Annotated in this window: 17 protein-coding genes; 5 read left to right on the top strand and 12 right to left on the bottom strand. The window is 40.2% G+C overall.

Annotated elements, in window-relative coordinates; all coding sequences use genetic code 11:
• Positions 1-5: 5 nt before the first annotated feature.
• Genes C7972_RS13900 through C7972_RS13910 form a run of 3 tightly spaced genes read right to left on the bottom strand, consistent with a single transcriptional unit; the run spans position 6 to position 909 of the window.
• Complete coding sequence (locus C7972_RS13900) at positions 6-224, bottom strand: DUF6327 family protein (protein ID WP_110356784.1); 219 nt, start codon at positions 222-224, stop codon at positions 6-8.
• A 4-nt stretch (positions 225-228) separates the two neighbouring features.
• Entirely contained in the window at positions 229-573 is a 345-nt protein-coding gene (locus tag C7972_RS13905) for a hypothetical protein (RefSeq protein ID WP_110356785.1), read from the bottom strand.
• Positions 574-579: 6 nt separating this feature from the next.
• Positions 580-909: a YtxH domain-containing protein gene (locus C7972_RS13910; RefSeq protein WP_110356786.1), complete on the bottom strand. Its 330-nt coding sequence runs from the start codon at positions 907-909 to the stop codon at positions 580-582.
• Between the two features lie 253 nt (positions 910-1,162).
• Here C7972_RS13910 and C7972_RS13915 point away from each other — a divergent pair, with 253 nt between their 5' ends.
• The 3 genes from C7972_RS13915 to C7972_RS13925 all read left to right on the top strand — a co-directional run bounded on the left by C7972_RS13915 (position 1,163) and on the right by C7972_RS13925 (position 2,810).
• Positions 1,163-1,930, top strand: coding sequence for an RNA polymerase sigma factor (locus tag C7972_RS13915; protein WP_110356787.1), 768 nt, complete (start codon positions 1,163-1,165; stop codon positions 1,928-1,930).
• 24 nt (positions 1,931-1,954) lie between these two features.
• Positions 1,955-2,353 (top strand): hypothetical protein, encoded by a 399-nt coding sequence (locus tag C7972_RS13920; protein WP_110356788.1) that lies wholly within the window; start codon positions 1,955-1,957, stop codon positions 2,351-2,353.
• 91 nt (positions 2,354-2,444) lie between these two features.
• On the top strand, positions 2,445-2,810 hold the full coding sequence (locus C7972_RS13925; protein ID WP_146216327.1) for a hypothetical protein: 366 nt from the start codon (positions 2,445-2,447) through the stop codon (positions 2,808-2,810).
• On the opposite strand, the gene C7972_RS13930 is transcribed toward C7972_RS13925, so the two are convergent.
• From C7972_RS13930 to C7972_RS13940, 3 genes are all read right to left on the bottom strand, one after another.
• Entirely contained in the window at positions 2,807-3,571 is a 765-nt protein-coding gene (locus C7972_RS13930; RefSeq protein WP_110356790.1) for an exodeoxyribonuclease III, read from the bottom strand. The genes C7972_RS13925 and C7972_RS13930 overlap by 4 nt on opposite strands.
• Positions 3,572-3,707: 136 nt before the next feature.
• Complete coding sequence (locus tag C7972_RS13935; protein WP_110356791.1) at positions 3,708-5,390, bottom strand: AarF/ABC1/UbiB kinase family protein; 1,683 nt, start codon at positions 5,388-5,390, stop codon at positions 3,708-3,710.
• A 5-nt stretch (positions 5,391-5,395) separates the two neighbouring features.
• Positions 5,396-5,782 carry a hypothetical protein gene (locus tag C7972_RS13940; protein WP_110356792.1) on the bottom strand — a complete coding sequence of 129 codons (387 nt, stop codon included), beginning with the start codon at positions 5,780-5,782 and terminating at the stop codon, positions 5,396-5,398.
• A gap of 285 nt (positions 5,783-6,067) precedes the next feature.
• On the opposite strand from C7972_RS13940, the gene C7972_RS13945 reads away from it, so the two are divergent.
• Complete coding sequence (locus C7972_RS13945) at positions 6,068-6,274, top strand: DUF2892 domain-containing protein (protein ID WP_110356793.1); 207 nt, start codon at positions 6,068-6,070, stop codon at positions 6,272-6,274.
• A 66-nt stretch (positions 6,275-6,340) separates the two neighbouring features.
• Here the strand turns inward: C7972_RS13945 and C7972_RS13950 are convergent, their stop codons facing one another.
• Both C7972_RS13950 and pta read right to left on the bottom strand, forming a co-directional pair.
• Positions 6,341-7,531, bottom strand: coding sequence for an acetate/propionate family kinase (locus C7972_RS13950; protein WP_110356794.1), 1,191 nt, complete (start codon positions 7,529-7,531; stop codon positions 6,341-6,343).
• 24 nt (positions 7,532-7,555) lie between these two features.
• Positions 7,556-9,649 (bottom strand): phosphate acetyltransferase, encoded by a 2,094-nt coding sequence (gene pta / locus C7972_RS13955; RefSeq protein WP_110356795.1) that lies wholly within the window; start codon positions 9,647-9,649, stop codon positions 7,556-7,558.
• 247 nt (positions 9,650-9,896) lie between these two features.
• Between pta and C7972_RS13960 the strand changes: the two genes are divergently transcribed.
• Complete coding sequence (locus C7972_RS13960) at positions 9,897-10,757, top strand: universal stress protein (protein ID WP_110356796.1); 861 nt, start codon at positions 9,897-9,899, stop codon at positions 10,755-10,757.
• Between the two features lie 99 nt (positions 10,758-10,856).
• Here the strand turns inward: C7972_RS13960 and glk are convergent, their stop codons facing one another.
• The 4 genes from glk to C7972_RS13980 form a co-directional block, all read right to left on the bottom strand.
• Positions 10,857-11,933: a glucokinase gene (gene glk / locus C7972_RS13965; RefSeq protein WP_110356797.1), complete on the bottom strand. Its 1,077-nt coding sequence runs from the start codon at positions 11,931-11,933 to the stop codon at positions 10,857-10,859.
• Between the two features lie 89 nt (positions 11,934-12,022).
• Positions 12,023-12,958, bottom strand: a complete 936-nt coding sequence (locus C7972_RS13970) for a 1-phosphofructokinase family hexose kinase (RefSeq protein WP_110356798.1) — start codon at positions 12,956-12,958, stop codon at positions 12,023-12,025.
• A gap of 753 nt (positions 12,959-13,711) precedes the next feature.
• The gene (gene ppsA / locus C7972_RS13975; RefSeq protein WP_110356799.1) at positions 13,712-16,120 is read right to left on the bottom strand and encodes a phosphoenolpyruvate synthase; all 2,409 of its coding nucleotides are present in this window, start codon (positions 16,118-16,120) and stop codon (positions 13,712-13,714) included.
• Positions 16,121-16,221: 101 nt separating this feature from the next.
• Entirely contained in the window at positions 16,222-16,674 is a 453-nt protein-coding gene (locus C7972_RS13980; protein WP_110356913.1) for a pyridoxamine 5'-phosphate oxidase family protein, read from the bottom strand.
• Positions 16,675-16,787 lie beyond the last annotated feature (113 nt).

Genomic DNA, 16,787 nt, shown 5'->3' on the forward strand with positions numbered 1-16,787 from the left:
GGAAGCTACCTTCGGTTAAAAATGGCTTTGAGTTTCCTAATGGCATAGACCAACAATATTTGTTGTATGCTTCCCTTCAGGTTCCCTGCCAATTGCAATGGTCTTAGATTTGCCTTAACCTGATTAATATTAAGTTTAAGGCTTTCAATTTCAATTTGGCGCTGTAATTTCAAGACTATTAGCCTTTCATCAATTTCTTTAAAAGAGTTGTATTGCTTCCCCATAGTCTTAATCAAAAAAATGTTTGGAAAATGTACGTAATAATGGCCCATTGAGCTTATTCCTAAGATAATAACTTATGAAAGCTATGAGAATATAGGCCATACCAACCACTAAATACCCAAGGTAAGTGCTTTCCATAACTGTGTTAAGAGCGTTTGATGCTGCCCAAGACAACAAAACCAAGGCAAGTAGGGCCAAAGCCCCAATTAAAAGGGTTTGTGCAAATACGGTCACCAGCTCCATGAGCACCTTAAATATTTTTAGCTTGGCATACTCTTCGCTATTTTCTAGATAAGACCTTACATCGGCTTCCGCCTCTGTAAGGTCTCTCTTAATTTCTTCCAAGGCCATATTACCTTATTTTTGAAGTTGTGCGTTTTTCTTTTTTAAGTCTTCCAATTTGCGCTCCAAAGAAGCAATAATATCATCTGCCTTGTAGCTCATAGTGGAAATGGCTTCATCCAATTTTCGGTCGAAGGCATCTTTTTTCTCGTTGGCAGTTTTGGTAAGTTCTTCCTTGGCGTGCGATATTCTATCAGATATATCATGGGTGGTTTCCCCAACTTTTTGCTTTAATTTATGTCTGGTCTCAATACCCTTGTCCGGGGCATATAAAATTCCAATTCCTGCACCTATGGCAGCCCCTGTCAATAATGCCAAAAAAATATTCCCGTCGTTGTTTGTCATGATTTTTGATTTTTAGATTACTACATGTTTTAGAATAATAATCAAATGTAGCCCTAACAAAATCGATTTGAAATGATTTAAATCATATCCTATTCCCAAATAGGTACTTAAATTAGGTTTCAAGTTTTGCAAGGCTTTGGCCGACCTATTAAAAAACCGGAAGGAAGAAGGACAACTGATATAAGTCATTTTATATAAGCGTTGAAGTTTGCATTTTTGAAGGAAAGTTACTTAGTATATAAATAAATTCAACATGGAAGAATCAGTAAATATTTATGAAGGCAATAGGGAGTTTCACTTATTTGTAGCCAATACGTACAAGGATTTGATACGGCTCAAAAAGGAAGGGGATCTTTCATCATTCAATAATCTTTTGGTAAAGGCGATACCTAAAGTGAAACGGTATGTTAATAAGGAACTTGACAGGGCATTGGCCAGTGGCAAAATTGATAGGAACAAATATAGGGCAGATGATTTCATTGATCAACTCTTTATAGAGATGTATGATCATATTGATGAAATTGAAAATGAAAAGGAACTTTACCCTTGGATGTTTAAAAAGGTAGATGAGTTATTGGGGGATATTCTTGTTGAAGAGGAATTTGATTCCTTATTCTTAGAGAATTTGGATAACTATTCCAAGCCCGAATGGGATGAAATGCAGGAGAAATTTTCTACCGATGGGGATGGTGATTTGGTGATGAAAGAAGAATGGGACGATATTTCCTATGCGAAGAACGATTATGTACTGAATCATGTTTTTGTCGAAGACGGGGATGAGAAAATCATAGTCCAATTGGACAAGGAACTGGGAGATGAGAATATTAGGAAACACACCGAATTGGTATTAAGGCAGTTACCAGTACCCATGCGAAGGGTGTATGAGCTTTTTACAGAACATCAGTTTGATGTGGCCGAAATTGCTAAAATACGCAACAGTACCATTAAGGAGGTAGAATCCATTTTGGAGGCAGCTAGGAAAAGCTTGCGTAAAAGTTTCTTAAGTAGGTATGTGTCCTAACTAGGGATAACTTAATAAAGATCTATGAGCGCCAAATTATCGAGTCCGAAAAAAGAAATATTGTTGGGTAGTGCATTGGATATGCTACACAAGGAAAGTAAGGAATGGACCAATAGCATAGCATTTTGGAAGGATGAAGTTAATTTTTTCAGCGATTTGTTGGATCATGAGCAGGTGAATGCCTCGGAATATGGACAAATGCTGCAATACTTGGACAAGATCCACGCATCGCTATTTGATTATTTGGCAGCAGATATACTAGACCATGAAAGGTTACTTTCCAGACTGGTAAAAGGAGAGGAAGGTTTATCCGATCAGGATTATAGGGGAAAACATGCGGTCCTTAAAGAACAAATGGATTTGTTTACCAATGACTTTAAGGAATTAAAAAAAATGGTATTTGGGTACGCCAAGAAGTTGTAGCCATAACGTTTGCAGATGTGCCTTAGGGGGAATGAGTCCAATAATCTTTGTCCATGAACAAAATGACAGCGTTCAAATATATATGAAAGTTATGGAAATTTCAATTTACACTTCGGAAAATAAAACAATGGATAGTATTGCCAATTTTTTGGAATTCTACTATGGATTTCGGTTGAAACATCTGGCCAGCGATTTGTTGGCACATGGTTTGTCGCCCACACAAATTACTGAGGCGGTGGTCAAGGCCATGGCTGTAGGGAAATCTTCCGGTCTGGATATAGATCAACATTTTAGGCCGGTATTCACTGGAATTCAAGAACAAGTGGTGAGCGATTGCAAGCTATCACATTTGGCCTTTGGGTTGGTGCTTATGAATGCCGATGCCGATCTACAGGTCGTAGGGGATTTTCAAGTTAGTGTCCTGCAGGAATATTTAGGGCAAATCGGATCTGTCTAGAATTCTATTTCCAAGGAGATGGGACAATGGTCGGAACCAAAATAATCCGATAGGATGTCAACAGACTTTATACGGTCTACCAAAGACTTGCTTACCAAAAAATAATCTATGCGCCAGCCTGTATTTCGTTCCCGCGACTTAAAACGATAGCTCCAATAGGTATAGGCTACGGTATCTGGATGAAAATACCGAAACGAATCCACAAATCCTGCTTGGGTAAAAGCGTCCATTCCGTCAATTTCAGTTTGGGTGTATCCTGCTGTTTTGTTATAGTTACTTTTATCGTTTTTAAGGTCTATGGCCCTGTGGGCCACATTAAAATCCCCACAAGCTATTACGGGTTTGGTCTTTTCAAGGTTTTTAAGGTAGTTTAGGAAATCCGCATCCCATTGTTTACGGTAATCCAAACGGTCCAATTGCTGGCCGGAATTGGGTACGTAGACATTTACCAAATAAAAATCATTATACTCCGCACATTGTATTCTACCTTCACTATCGTGCTCCGATATTTTCATATCTTTTGTAACGGCAATTGGTGCTGTTTTGCTTAGCAGTGCAGTGCCGGAATAACCTTTCTTATCGGCCGAATTGTAATGGATAATATAATGTTCCATTGCCGAAAGTGTCTCCTCTACCTCATGGTCCTGTGCCTTGGTCTCTTGAAGACAGAGAATATCAGGTGCCATTTTGTTAACGGATTCAAAAAAATCTTTTTTGGCAATGGCCCTAATGCCGTTGACGTTCCAGGAAATTATTCTCATTATATGGATTTTATTTAGGACACGATCTAAAAAAATAATTCGGAATAAAGATAATGATTCCGAACTGTTTTTATAAAATGATCAATTAAAGTTTTATCCATTCCTTCCCCAACCTTCGGAAAGAGCAGTAGAAGGTTTAATCCTTCTTACTCCTGTAGATTGAAATAAGAATAACCAATCCAATAATGGCGGACAGACCAAAACCTATTGCTCCCAATACGGGTATTCCACTAACCTTCGGAGGCATATCGGCCATTACCAAAAGAGCGGAGCCTATGGATAGGGCAGCAATAATTACAGCATATACCAAACGATTAAAAGCAGTCTTTAAGGTTTTTCTAAATTCGTCCAAGCCTTTGTGTTCATGTACAATGACCAATTTGCCATCTTTGATCTTATCCACTATTTCATTAATGTCGTCCGGCAATTTGTCCAACAGGGCATTGTAATCTTGAAATCTATTCAGGTTCTTTTTAAAAAGTCGTTTTAGGCCAAACCTTTTACGGGTAATCTTGGCCATATAGGGTTCTAAGTTATCCGTTATGTTGAATTCAGGGTCCAATTTTAGACCTACGCCTTCTATTATTACCAAAGCCCTTATAAGGATATATAAGTAATGTGGTATCGTAATTTTATTCTCGTAAAGAACATTTTTAAATTGTTTCAAGGTGATTCCCAACTTAATGTTACGGATAGAGGTATTGCTTATACCTTCAACCAATTCGTACAGATCATACTCCAGTTTTTTTTCATCCGGGATTTCGGACCTTATGGCAATTTTTTTTAGTACCGGAATTAGTTTCCTTACATCTTTTTTTAAAAAACATAGCAGCAGATCTATTAGTGCCTCCTTGTCTTTAGGCATAATGGTACCCATCATACCAAAATCTATAAAGCAGATTTTTTGGACTTCGGGCAATACAAATAGATTTCCGGGATGTGGGTCGGCGTGAAAAAAACCATGTTCCAATACCTGTTCCAGATATAGATCTACCCCAACTTTTGCTACGGCACTGGAATCAATATTTTTGGCTTTTAATTTTTCCAGTTCGGAAACCTTGATTCCGTCTATCCATTCCATACAAATAATATGGTCATTGCTCAATTCCCGGTATAATTTTGGGACATAGATATCATTGTTGTCCATAAAGTTTCTGGCGAAATGTTCCATATTGTCCATTTCCCTATGAAAACTAAGTTCTTCGTTAACACTTTTTTCAAAGGACTCTACCAATTTTGCGGGCTGAAAGGCCTTTACCTGTGCACTATATTTTTCCAGGGCCTCGGCAACTTCCTTCATAATGGAAATATCCGAAGCAATGACCTCCGCTATATTGGGACGCTGAATTTTTAGGGCTACCCAATCTCCATTCAGTAGTTGCGCCTTATGTACTTGGGCCAGAGAGGCCGCTGCCAATGGTTTGGGGTCAATGGAAAGGAAATATTGGGGGCAGTTGATATTCAGTTCCTGTGACAAAACTTTTTCTACTTCAAAATTCTGTAGGGTGGGAGCATGGTCTTGTAGTTTTTCAAGTTCCTTAACCAGGTCTGGAGGCAACATATCGTCCCGGTTGCTCATAATTTGCCCCATTTTCACATAGGATGGGCCCAATTCTTCAAGCACCATACGGATACGTTGAAATGTAGACCCTGATAACCGCTTTTCTGTATCAGGGTGTTTTAGAAGGTATTTTTTGGGGATGAATTTTCTAGCTTGGCTGTTGGCCATAATATCCTCAAACCCATATTTGGTAAGAACCATGAATAGGGCATTGTACCTTTTAAGATTTTGTTTCTGTGGAAGTTTTATACCAAACATATAATTTAGAGGTACTTGGTCAAAAAACGAAAGAAGTCCTTTTTAAGATCCGCATAGATTTCTTCCTGTACCTCCATTTTTTTTCGGAACTCTATATGTTTTTTTACCAATTCGGTGTCCATGGCGTCATGCGATACCAGATCTTGACCGGCCATGCGGGTTTCATGGATTTCTATTTCTTCCAATAAATCCTCAATTACTCCACCGTGTAGTATAAATTCGTTCTGAAAGTGGTCCAATTGCTTTAATACCTCCTTTTTGGTCCATCTAGTAACTAGTTCGCTAAGCCTGTTATTGAAAATGATGAGTTCATCCTTCCAAAAGAAGAGTTCCCTCCTCCATATTTCGTGTTCAAAATGCAGGTTTGAATTATATATGATCTCTTTTTCCATGATAATTGTATTTAAATATTATTAATGTGGCACACTCCAAAATTATTTAAATGTATCCACCCCTCAAATGACATATATCATTTGTGGAATTTTACATATCCACTTACTTTGCATTGTTGGAACATCAAATGGAGGAAACCGAAAAAAGGTCTGAACCCAACAAGGAAGTGTCAATATATACTTGTGGTAGTTTGATGTTTGCAAATAAAAAACATACAATGCCTGAACAATTGAATTGACATTTGGTAGTGGGCCTTGCAATTTGTATAATATAAATTAATAGTTATGAGGAAAAATATGGGTAATTTGGACAGAACCTTGCGTTTTGTGGTAGCGGCGGCATTGATCGCTCTTTATTATAATGATGTTATTTCCGGAACGTTGGGCATTGTACTGGTGGTTTTGGCCATTGTCTTTTTCCTGACCAGTTTTATAGGCTTTTGTCCGCTCTACCTTCCTTTTGGAATTAGAACATGTAAAGCGAAAAAGTAATAGGCCTAGGTCTTAACAAGTGTGAATTCCAAGAAGTGGCTATAAATCTATGATATGATGTGAAAATCATAGTTTTCGGGATAGTCCATAGGCCTGTTTTGCTATTTCCAGTTCTTCATTTGTGGGGACTACCAATATTTTGACTTGGGCATTTTCGTTTCCAATTTCCCTGATGTCCGAGGATTTTAATTCATTTTTGGTAGGGTCCATTGCAATGCCCAAATATTCCATGTCGGTGCATACCAGGCTTCTGATCGTGCTGGAATTTTCCCCAATGCCAGCGGTAAAGACTAGGGCATCCAATCCGTTCATGGCAGCCGCATAGGCTCCTATATACTTTTTAATACGGTATGCGTTCATTTCCAAAGCCAATAGGCATTCCGGGTTTCCGGCCTGTGCTTTGGCTTCAATATCCCTAAGATCCGTATGCCCCGTTAGTCCCAGCATGCCGCTTTTTTTGGAGAGTAAGGTATTGACATCTTCTAGGCCATAGCCTAAACTATTTACCAAATAAAATATAAGGGAATGATCTATGTCCCCACTTCTAGAACCCATGATAAGTCCATTGGAAGGGGTAAAACCCATGGAATGATCAACACTTTTGCCATCCTTTACAGCAGTAATACTACAACCATGGCCCAGATGTACCGTAATCATTTTGGAAGATTTTAATCTTAAGAAGGAAGTTGCCTTCTCGGACACATATTTATGACTGGTACCATGAAAACCAAAGGCTTGGATACGGTGATCTGTATATAATTCATTGGGCAAGGCATATTTCTTGGCCTTCACTGGCATGGTCTGGTGAAAAGCGGTATCAAAAACGGCAATTTGTCTGGCAGTGGGAAAGGCTTCTTCGGCCAATAATATTCCTCCCAAATTATGTGGGTTGTGTAAAGGTGCCAATATGGCAAGTTGCCCTATATTATCTTTTACCTCCTCTGTGATCACCGTAGTATCGGAAAAGGTGTTGCCACCATGTACTACCCTATGGGCCACTATGGCAATATCATTGACATTTGCAATAACACCTAGGACGGGATCCATCAGGATTGTGGCCATTTTCTTGAATCCAGCACTGTGGTCGGGTATCACCATAACCTCCTCCATATCCACGGTATTGGTTTTATATTTTACAGTTGCATTTTTGGAGCCGATTCGCTCTATTAGACCCTTGCCGATTAAAAGCTCGGAAGGCATTTGAATTACTTGGTATTTAATGGAAGAACTACCTGCGTTAATTATCAGTATGTTCATGTTTTTGGTTTTTTGGTATTGGTATTATATGCCTTGTGCCTGTATGGCAGTAATGACTACAGTATTATAGATATCCTCTACAGTACAACCGCGGCTTAGGTCGTTCACTGGCTTATTAAGACCTTGTAGCATGGGACCAATGGCCAGAGCACCTGTTTCCCTTTGGACGGCCTTATAGGTGTTGTTTCCAGTATTTAGATCTGGAAAAATGAATACACTGGCTTGGCCTGCCACTTCCGAATCCGGTAATTTACTCTTACCTACATTGATATCTACTGCTGCATCGTATTGTATGGGACCCTCTACTTTTAAATTGGGCTGTTTTTTTCTAATAATATCTGTGGCTTTGCGCACTCTATCCACATCTTCTCCCACTCCTGAAGCACCGGAGGAATAGGATAGCATGGCAATTTTAGGTTCAATACCGAATGCCGAACTGGTAGCTGCCGAAGAAATGGCTATTTCGGCCAATTGTTCAGCGGTGGGGTTTGGATTTATGGCACAGTCCCCGAATATAGTGACACGATTGGGGAGACACATAAAGAACACAGAGGAAACAATGGAGACCTCCGGTTTGGTTTTGATAAACTGTAAAGCAGGTCTAATGGTATGTTGAGTAGTATGTGCCGCACCGGACACCATTCCATCCGCATGGCCTTTGTAGACCATCATGGTTCCAAAATAGGAAACATCCTCCATTAGGTCTTTTGCCATGGCCAAGTTTACATTCTTTTCCTTGCGAAGCTCGTACAGCGTGCTAGCATAATCCATAAAATAGGGCGATGATTTGGGGTCTATAATATTGAAGCTATTGGTATCCAGATTAATATCCAATTCTGAAATTTTTGCTATTATTTGTTCGGCATCTCCCAACAATGTAATAGTAACCGCATTGGTGTCCAAAAGTTTTTTGGTGGCCTTTAAAATGCGTTCGTCATTCCCTTCAGGGAGAACAATATGCTTCTTGGCCGATTTTGCCCGTTTAAGCAGATTGTACTGAAACATTCTAGGGGTAATTCCTTCAGCCTTGAAAGTAATAAGTCGCTCTGCCAATTCACTTGTGGGAACATATTTTTCAAATTCGTGTATAGAGGTCGATATTTTTTCTTTGTTCTCCGGATAGATCCTAGGTTTAATTGTGCCAATACGGTTGGTTACTGAAAAAGTACCATCGGCAACCGAGATTATGGGGATAATATCGGAAAGGCCCTCAATAAGTTTTATAATGGAGCCCTCTGGTAAAAGCCCCCCCGTTAATACAATACCCGAGAGATTGGGATAATTGGTAGAGATGTTGGCCTGTAATGCCCCTAGAATAATATCAGCCCTATCTCCTGGTGTTATGACCAAACTATCCTTTTTTAAATGGGTAAGATAATTTCGGAGCTGCATGGCACCCACACTAAACTCCCCGGCCTGATTATTAATAAAATTTTCACCGAACAAAACCTTGGCCGAAAGCGCCTGCGCAATTTCCTTTACGGTAGGATTTCCCAAAATTGGGTTCACAGGGATGGCGGCTATCAATACTTTTTTGGGTAGTTTGGTCTTGAGACCGACTACTGCCTGGTCCAAATTCACTGGAGGAACTTTGTTGGCGACGGTAAGTAGTACTTCAACACCCTTTTCCCTGAAGGAATCATAGGCCATATAGACATTTCCGATCAACTCTTGAACGGTCTTGCCCATACCGTTGGCTATGATGATTGCAGGAATTCCCAAATTTTTGGCGATAAGTACATTAATATCCCATTCAATAATGGCACCCTCCCCCGAAAAATCCGTTCCTTCCACCAAAACAATGTCAAACCTATCCTCAATGGCCTTGTACTTATTGATGATATTACCAATAATTTCATCATCCTTGTCCATGTTTTTGAGTTGTACCACTTGGCTACGGGTATAGGCATAGGAATCCTCGAATTTTTGATCTACTTCAAAATGCTTTAGTACAGTGTCTATGTGGTCATCAATCCTGCCTTTATCAAAGTCATCGATAATTGGACGGAAATAACCCACCTTGGCGGTTTTTCCCAATAATAACTGCATCATGCCCAAGGTTACGATAGATTTTCCGCTATTGGGCTCTGTAGTGGCAAGATATATGGCTTTGCTCATGAATTACTATTATTCTTTGAAGTTATATAATAAGGATTTTTTTTCAAGTTGCGAAGTTCGGGTATAGAAATAGTACCATATATGATAGAAGTCATTTATGGATACAGCACTTGACCTTAATTTTAACTTAACAACTTTATCCCATTAACAATTTAACTTCTTTAAATAGGCAAGTATTACGGGGTTTACCCCAATTGGAATATTTGGTTTCTTGCAAGTTGTGTTGATAGATTACAATTATAACAAAATGAAAACATTGCTTTATGCCACGGATTATTCCGAAAACTCGGTCTCTGCTTTGCAGTTTGCCTATAAATTGGGTCAGGACTTGGGTACCCGACTGGTTATTACCCATACATTTACTTCCCCTACTGTATTGGGTGTGGGGGTAAAGGGTGCCCCACCTATCCATGAGGGAAATCCGTTTAAATTTCATCGTAACGAGTTGGAGAAATTCTGCACAGAACACCTTGGGAACAAGTGGAACAATCCCAAAATACAAATGGAGCCAGTACAGAACAGTTCGGTAATCAAAGGAATTATATACAAAGCGGAAGAATATCACGCCCAACTCATCGTGGTGGGAACCAAAGGAGATAATGGTCTGGAGGAATTGATCTTGGGTAGTACTACCAAGAAGTTAATAGAGAAAGCACCTTGTCCTATAATAGCCATTCCCAAAGATGTATTGCCTAGAAATTTGGATACCATGGTCTATGCTACAGATTTTGAAGAAGAAGATATACATGCCATTGAAAAGCTTTCACAAATAGCCAAGCCTTTAAAAGCAAAGATTAGGGTAGTACATATTTCAACCAGTGGGGAATACGCGGGAGATTTGCGAATGGAGTGGTTTAAGGACATGCTAAAATCCAAGGTGGATTATCCAGAAATAGAGTTTGAACTGTTGTTTTCTGAAGATATATTTGACACTCTCAGCATTTATTTAGGGGTGGTAAATGCGGATATGGTAGTGATGCTGGAAAGGGAAAAAAAAGGATTTCTAAAAAAATGGTTCTATAGTGATTTAGTAAAAAAAATGGAGGATTACGGCGAGGTAATATTGATGAGTTTTAATGAGCATAACCATAAAACCTTATTTTTTTAGGCGTATTTGATGCTGGTTTTTAGGATGGGACAAAGTATGTGGATTGAAAATATATAGCTATGCCATATTCTTTTTATGTTTGATGGAAAACAACATTCTTTAGCTTTTTTGCAAAGCCATAGTACCATAGTAGGCGGCTCCCAACAGTGCCGTTTTTTCATTTAGGATGACCCTGACCGGTATCATTTTCAAAACGGGGTTTAACCTCCCCGACTGCACAAAGTTGTTGTAAAAAACGTCCCGATTAATACCTGCTATTATTTTTGGCAAGATTCCCCCGCCTATATAAATACCCCCTGTAGCCTTGAATTTTAGAGCGAGCTGTGCCGCTTCTATGGCCAGGAAACGAATAAAGTTATCCAGGGTTTCGGAACAAACGGAATCCTTACCTTCCATTGCCGTCCCGGTAATTACTGCAGAAGGATTACCCTTGGACATTTGATCACTCAGCCATTGAGGCTCCTTTACACCACTTATTTGCCTTAGGAACACATAAAGATCCATGATTCCGGGACCTGATAACAACCTTTCCCAGCTTACATGTCCAAATTTCTTTTGGAAGTGCTGTAGAATTCTTATGTCCATTTCATTGCGAGGACTAAAATCGCAATGGCCGCCCTCACAGGCAAAGGGGTGGTAGTGCGATCCATCCCAGAACATTCCAGCTTCCCCCAGTCCCGTACCTGGCGATAGTAGTGCTGCATTGCCAGGTATTTTTGTGCCGCACTTAAGGGTTTCAAAGTCTTTTTCTTGTAGGGCAGCCAATCCGTACGCATTGGCCTCCATATCGTTGATCAATGAAACAGCCCTTATTTTAAATTCCTTACTAATTGCTTCACTGTCAATTGCCCAAGGAAAATTTGTGCCATCTACCTTGCCTTGGATTACGGGTCCGGCAACACCCAGACATATACCATTTATCTTGGGCATGTCTATGGTATGGAAGGCAGATACCATTTCCAAAAAGGATTTGTATTGTTTAGTGCGATATGATTTTTCCTTTAATGGAACTAGGTTGCCATCCTGAATTTGAAAAAGGGCCAAATTTGTTTTGGTGCCACCAATATCCCCGGCCAAAATAACACCTTTGTCCTTGGATATTCCTTTATTCATAAAAGCTAAGGGAATCTCTCCTTTATGGATGGCGGGTAACGAAAATTTTTGAATATTGTCCATAAAGTCTATCTTTTTTAATATGGTTGCGTTCTATACCACTAGAATATTTTGAATTAAATTAAGTAATCCATGCTTATCTTTCAAGCGTTTTATTGTCCTAGGATCCATTGGTACAAATTATCGGCATCATCTTTATTGCACAGTTGGGTGCCCTCATGCATGGTAGCCGCTGTACCACAGGCCACTCCGTATTTTACCATTTCGCTGTTTGTTTTGCCTTTGAGCAAACCCACTAACATACCGGCCACCATACTGTCGCCTGCACCAATGGTACTTTTTTGGAGAACCGTGGGCGCTGGAATATGTTCTATGAGATCCTTGGTGGCCAAGAGGGCTCCTTTCGGACCCAATGATACAACAAGTATCCCACAATCGTGCTCCTTCAAAAATTTTTTGGCGAGGGGTTCCAATTCCAGAGCAGAGATTGATGAAACACCACATAAAGTACTCAATTCCCCAAGGTTGGGCTTTAGCATAAATATTTTGGATTTGGTAGCCTGAAGCAAGGCCTCCCCGGAAGTGTCCAATATAAAGTGTACTTTTTTTCTTTTGGCTATTTCCGCTACCAGAACGTAGAAATCATCCGGCATTCCCGGGGGCAATTTACCGCTGGCCACCAAATAGTCCCCATTTTCCAGATTCTCATCCAGTTTTACTAGTAGGGTTTCCCACTCCTCCTTTGCCACCTGTGGTCCTGGCACTCCAAAGCGGTATTGTAAGTTGGTAGTGGTATCGGTAACTGCAAGGTTATCCCGTGTCCATCCCTTAATGGGTATTACCAATTGATCAATATCTACCTTGTCCAAAATTTGCCTTAAATGTTCTCCTGTGGGTCCCCCGGCCAGATACATGCAGAGTGATTTCTCGCCCAATTTTTTAAGAGCACGTGATACATTGATACCACCACCACCCGCATCGTAAGTTGGCGCGGTACAGCGTAGTTTGGTGTTAGGGCTTATACCTGCTACCGAGACATTCTTATCTATTACAGGATTTAAGGTAAGGGTTACAATTCTCTTTTGCATCTTGGTTATAATTTATGATTGTTCATGGTCCTATGTCTTTTGATCTGGGCAGAAACTGGACATTCCTAGCCTAGGTTTCCTTTTTCAAAGGAAAACGCCAAAAAGTATGTATAGGTTTATAGAATACCATAGGGTGTCCCACTTGTAATCACAAAGGAAATAGTTAAGAAGGTGGTGAAAAATGATATTAATCATCATTCCATGTACTTGAGCTTATATTTTTGTTGGTTGGGCCAGAATATTGGTTATTCAATTTTAAGGGGTGGTTCAACTATCTGCATTTTATTGTCTGCAAAAGTTGCTTTAATGGAGTTAATTGATCATAAAGGGAATGTTACCATCGCCGATATCGCTACCATTAGGCTTTTTCGTTACATTTTCTAAAAAAAACTAAGGACGAACGGGGAAGCGGGAACCTATTTGGTTGTTTCTGTACCTTAGTTAGCGAATAAGTGGATCGGATTATTGAAATATCACGAAAATAAATCTCTATTTCCAGGATATGAATTTATTAGTGAAACTCAATATTGGGAAGTCAGAAAGACGCACTTAAAATTGCAAGTTGAACTAATCCCGCCATTTTTGGCGGGATCTGGGTTCAATACCTCGACCCTAGGGTCGATTCCTATTATTGGGTTCAGGGCCTGCCTTTGTCGGCAGACAGGCCTGCCTTTGTCGGTAGACAGGCCTACCTTTGTTGGTAGACAGGCTTGCCCTGAGGTTTAATACCTTTTATGGTTACTGGGTCATATATCAATTACTGCTTTCCGCCATTCCAAAGCTGATCTTACTTTGTTCCGCCATATTTATATTGTTGATTCCATCAATGAGCGCATCCGGACTAAAGGAGATGGAGTTGATACCCTTTTCTACAAGAAATTGTGCAAACTCAGGATAATCACTGGGAGCCTGTCCGCAGAGTCCAATTTTTGTATTTGTTTTATGGGCCGAGGCAATAACCATAGAGATCATTTTTTTTACTCCCGGATCATTGGCATCAAAAATGTCGCTTAAGAGTTCCGAATCGCGATCCACACCCAAGGTCAATTGGGTAAGATCGTTGGAACCTATGGAGAAGCCGTCAAAAAAATGTGCGAACTCTTCGGCGAGAATAACGTTGTTGGGAATTTCGGTCATCATATAGAGCTGCAGGCCATTTTCGCCTCTTTTCAATCCGTTAGCTGCCATAAGATCTACCACTCTTTCTGTTTCTTTAAGGGTACGACAGAAGGGAATCATAATCTTTACATTATTAAAACCCATTTCCTCCCTAACCCTTTTCATGGCCTTGCACTCCAATTCAAAAGCCTCCTGATATTTAGGATGATAGTAACGTGATGCTCCCCTAAAACCGATCATAGGATTGGATTCCAACGGTTCAAATTCCTTACCGCCTATTAGATTGGCATATTCATTGGATTTAAAATCACTGGTACGTACAATAACATCTTTAGGATAAAAGGCGGCTGCAATGGTGGCAATTCCCTCTGCTAATTTTTGTACAAAATAATCGGCCTTGTCCGGATAGTGGTGGGTGAGTTTTTCAATAAGTGTTTTGGCCGCAATATCTTTCAAATCATCAAAATGTTTTAGGGCCATTGGATGGATTTGAATGGAATTGTTGATGACAAATTCCAATCGCATCAGACCAACTCCGGCCGTGGGATAAAATGATAGTTTAAATGCCTGTTCCGGATCTGCCAAAATGAGCATGGGTTGGGTTATAGGGGTTTTAAGTGACTTGGTATCCACCACTTTTTCATCCCATGTCAATATTCCCTCGTAGACCACCCCAGTGTCCCCATCCGCGCAGGATATGGTAATATCCTGACCGTCCTTGATCGTTTTTGTGGCATTAAGGGTGCCAACAATGGCTGCTGCACCAACTTCCCTGGCAACAATGGCGGCATGACTTGTGCGTCCCCCTTGGTCTGTAATGATGCCGGCCGCTTTTTTGAGGATGGGATCCCAATCGGGATCGGTCTTTTCCGTGACAAGAATTTCCCCTGCTTGCAATTTATCGGATTCAAGTGGACTATGGATGATGCGTGCTTTCCCGGCCGATATTTTGTTGCCAAGACCCATTCCCCTCGTAATTTCCTTACTTTTTTGAAGTAAGGAATAGGTACTGATTTTAAGGTTGTCTTTTTTGGCGCTTTGTACTGTCTCGGGTCTAGCCTGGACTATAAACAATTCATTGGTCAATCCGTCCTTTGCCCATTCTATATCCATCGGACGTCCATAATGGTCTTCAATGATTATGGACCATTGGGCTAGTTTTATCACTTCCGCATCGGCAAGTACAAATTTTTCCTGTTTTTCTATTTTGGTGTCAAGGTTAAGGATACCACTGCCCGAACTGTCGTATACCATGGTTTTTTCCTTGCTGCCCAATTTTCTTGAAATGATGGGCTGTGGAATGCTATTTTTTAGACTAGGTTTATATACAAAGTATTCGTCGGGATTTACACTACCCTGAACAATATTTTCACCTAGGCCCCAAATACTGGAAACAAGAACTACCTTGTTAAACCCCGTGTCCGGATCTAAGGTGAAATTTACTCCGGAGCAGGCAAGATCTGAGCGTACCATTAACTGAACACCAATGGACAGCGCTACCTTGGTCTGGTCAAAATGATTGTCTTCTCGGTATTTTATAGCCCTATCGGTAAATAAGGAAGCATAACACCTATGACAGGCAGCTACCAATTCATCAAATCCCTTAACATTGAGATAGGTTTCCTGTTGCCCGGCAAAACTGGCATTGGGAAGGTCTTCTGCCGTAGCACTACTACGGACTGCCAAGGAAATATGGGGTCCGTATTTTTTAACCAATGCATTATATCCTTTTTCAAGGGAAGATTTGATGGCTTGTGGAAATTCCGCATTGGCTATACTTGTTCGTATAGCGCTCCCAACTTCCCGTAAATTTGAAAATCCTTTTTTATCCAGTTTCGCAATTTCGGTGAATATGGATTCCTGTAATTGGCCCTCTTTCAAGAATAGCCAGTATGCGTCAGAAGTAGTGGCAAATCCGTCAGGAACTTGTACCCCCTTTAAAGTCAGTTTCTGGTACATTTCGCCCAGGGAGGCATTTTTGCCTCCCACTTCGGGAATATCGCTAATGTCTATTTCGTTAAAGTGTCTTATGTAGTTTTTCATCTCCAATATATTGTGAGGGTTGTTGAAATTGATTTTATAGAGATGTACAGCCAATTGGCAGTAGCTGGAAAATGTAGAAACCAAGCCCGTTGAATACCGATCTAGGTCTCTTTTCTTTTTCCTGTAATCTCTAATATTTTGATGCGATATACGGTTGGAATCCCGCGTGAGTATAATTTGCCGGAAAACTCACTAATAAATTCGGTCTCCCTATTCTCCTTGGAGAGAATAAGTCCTTTTACTCCTTCAGTAAATTGATGCAACTTAAATTTGGCATCGGCACCTTTAAGTTCTTCGTACGTACCATGAGCCATGACCGATTGCCAATTGTTGGATGATTTTATTTCCTCCACTAATAAGGTAACCGCAGCATTTTTGCGCATGGCTTCTATCTTATGACCATCTGCAGAATAACTTATTAAGGAGTGGTCATCCTTATCATAGTAATAAGTAATGGGAAGTACATAAGGCTGTTGTTGGGATATATATCCCAAATGACCAGTATAATTATTCCTGAGTAATCGTATACTTTCGCTTGTGGTTAAATTTGTCATTTTATTTTTGATATAGTCCGTTAACTTGGCTGCAACATGCAACAATTGTAATTACTGCATTTAAAAGTCATTTCTGCCAAACCTCGATAGGGTCAAATCTAGTCCCTTCTTTT

It is taken from the genome of Arenibacter sp. ARW7G5Y1, assembly GCF_003201775.1.
Lineage (GTDB): Bacteria > Bacteroidota > Bacteroidia > Flavobacteriales > Flavobacteriaceae > Arenibacter.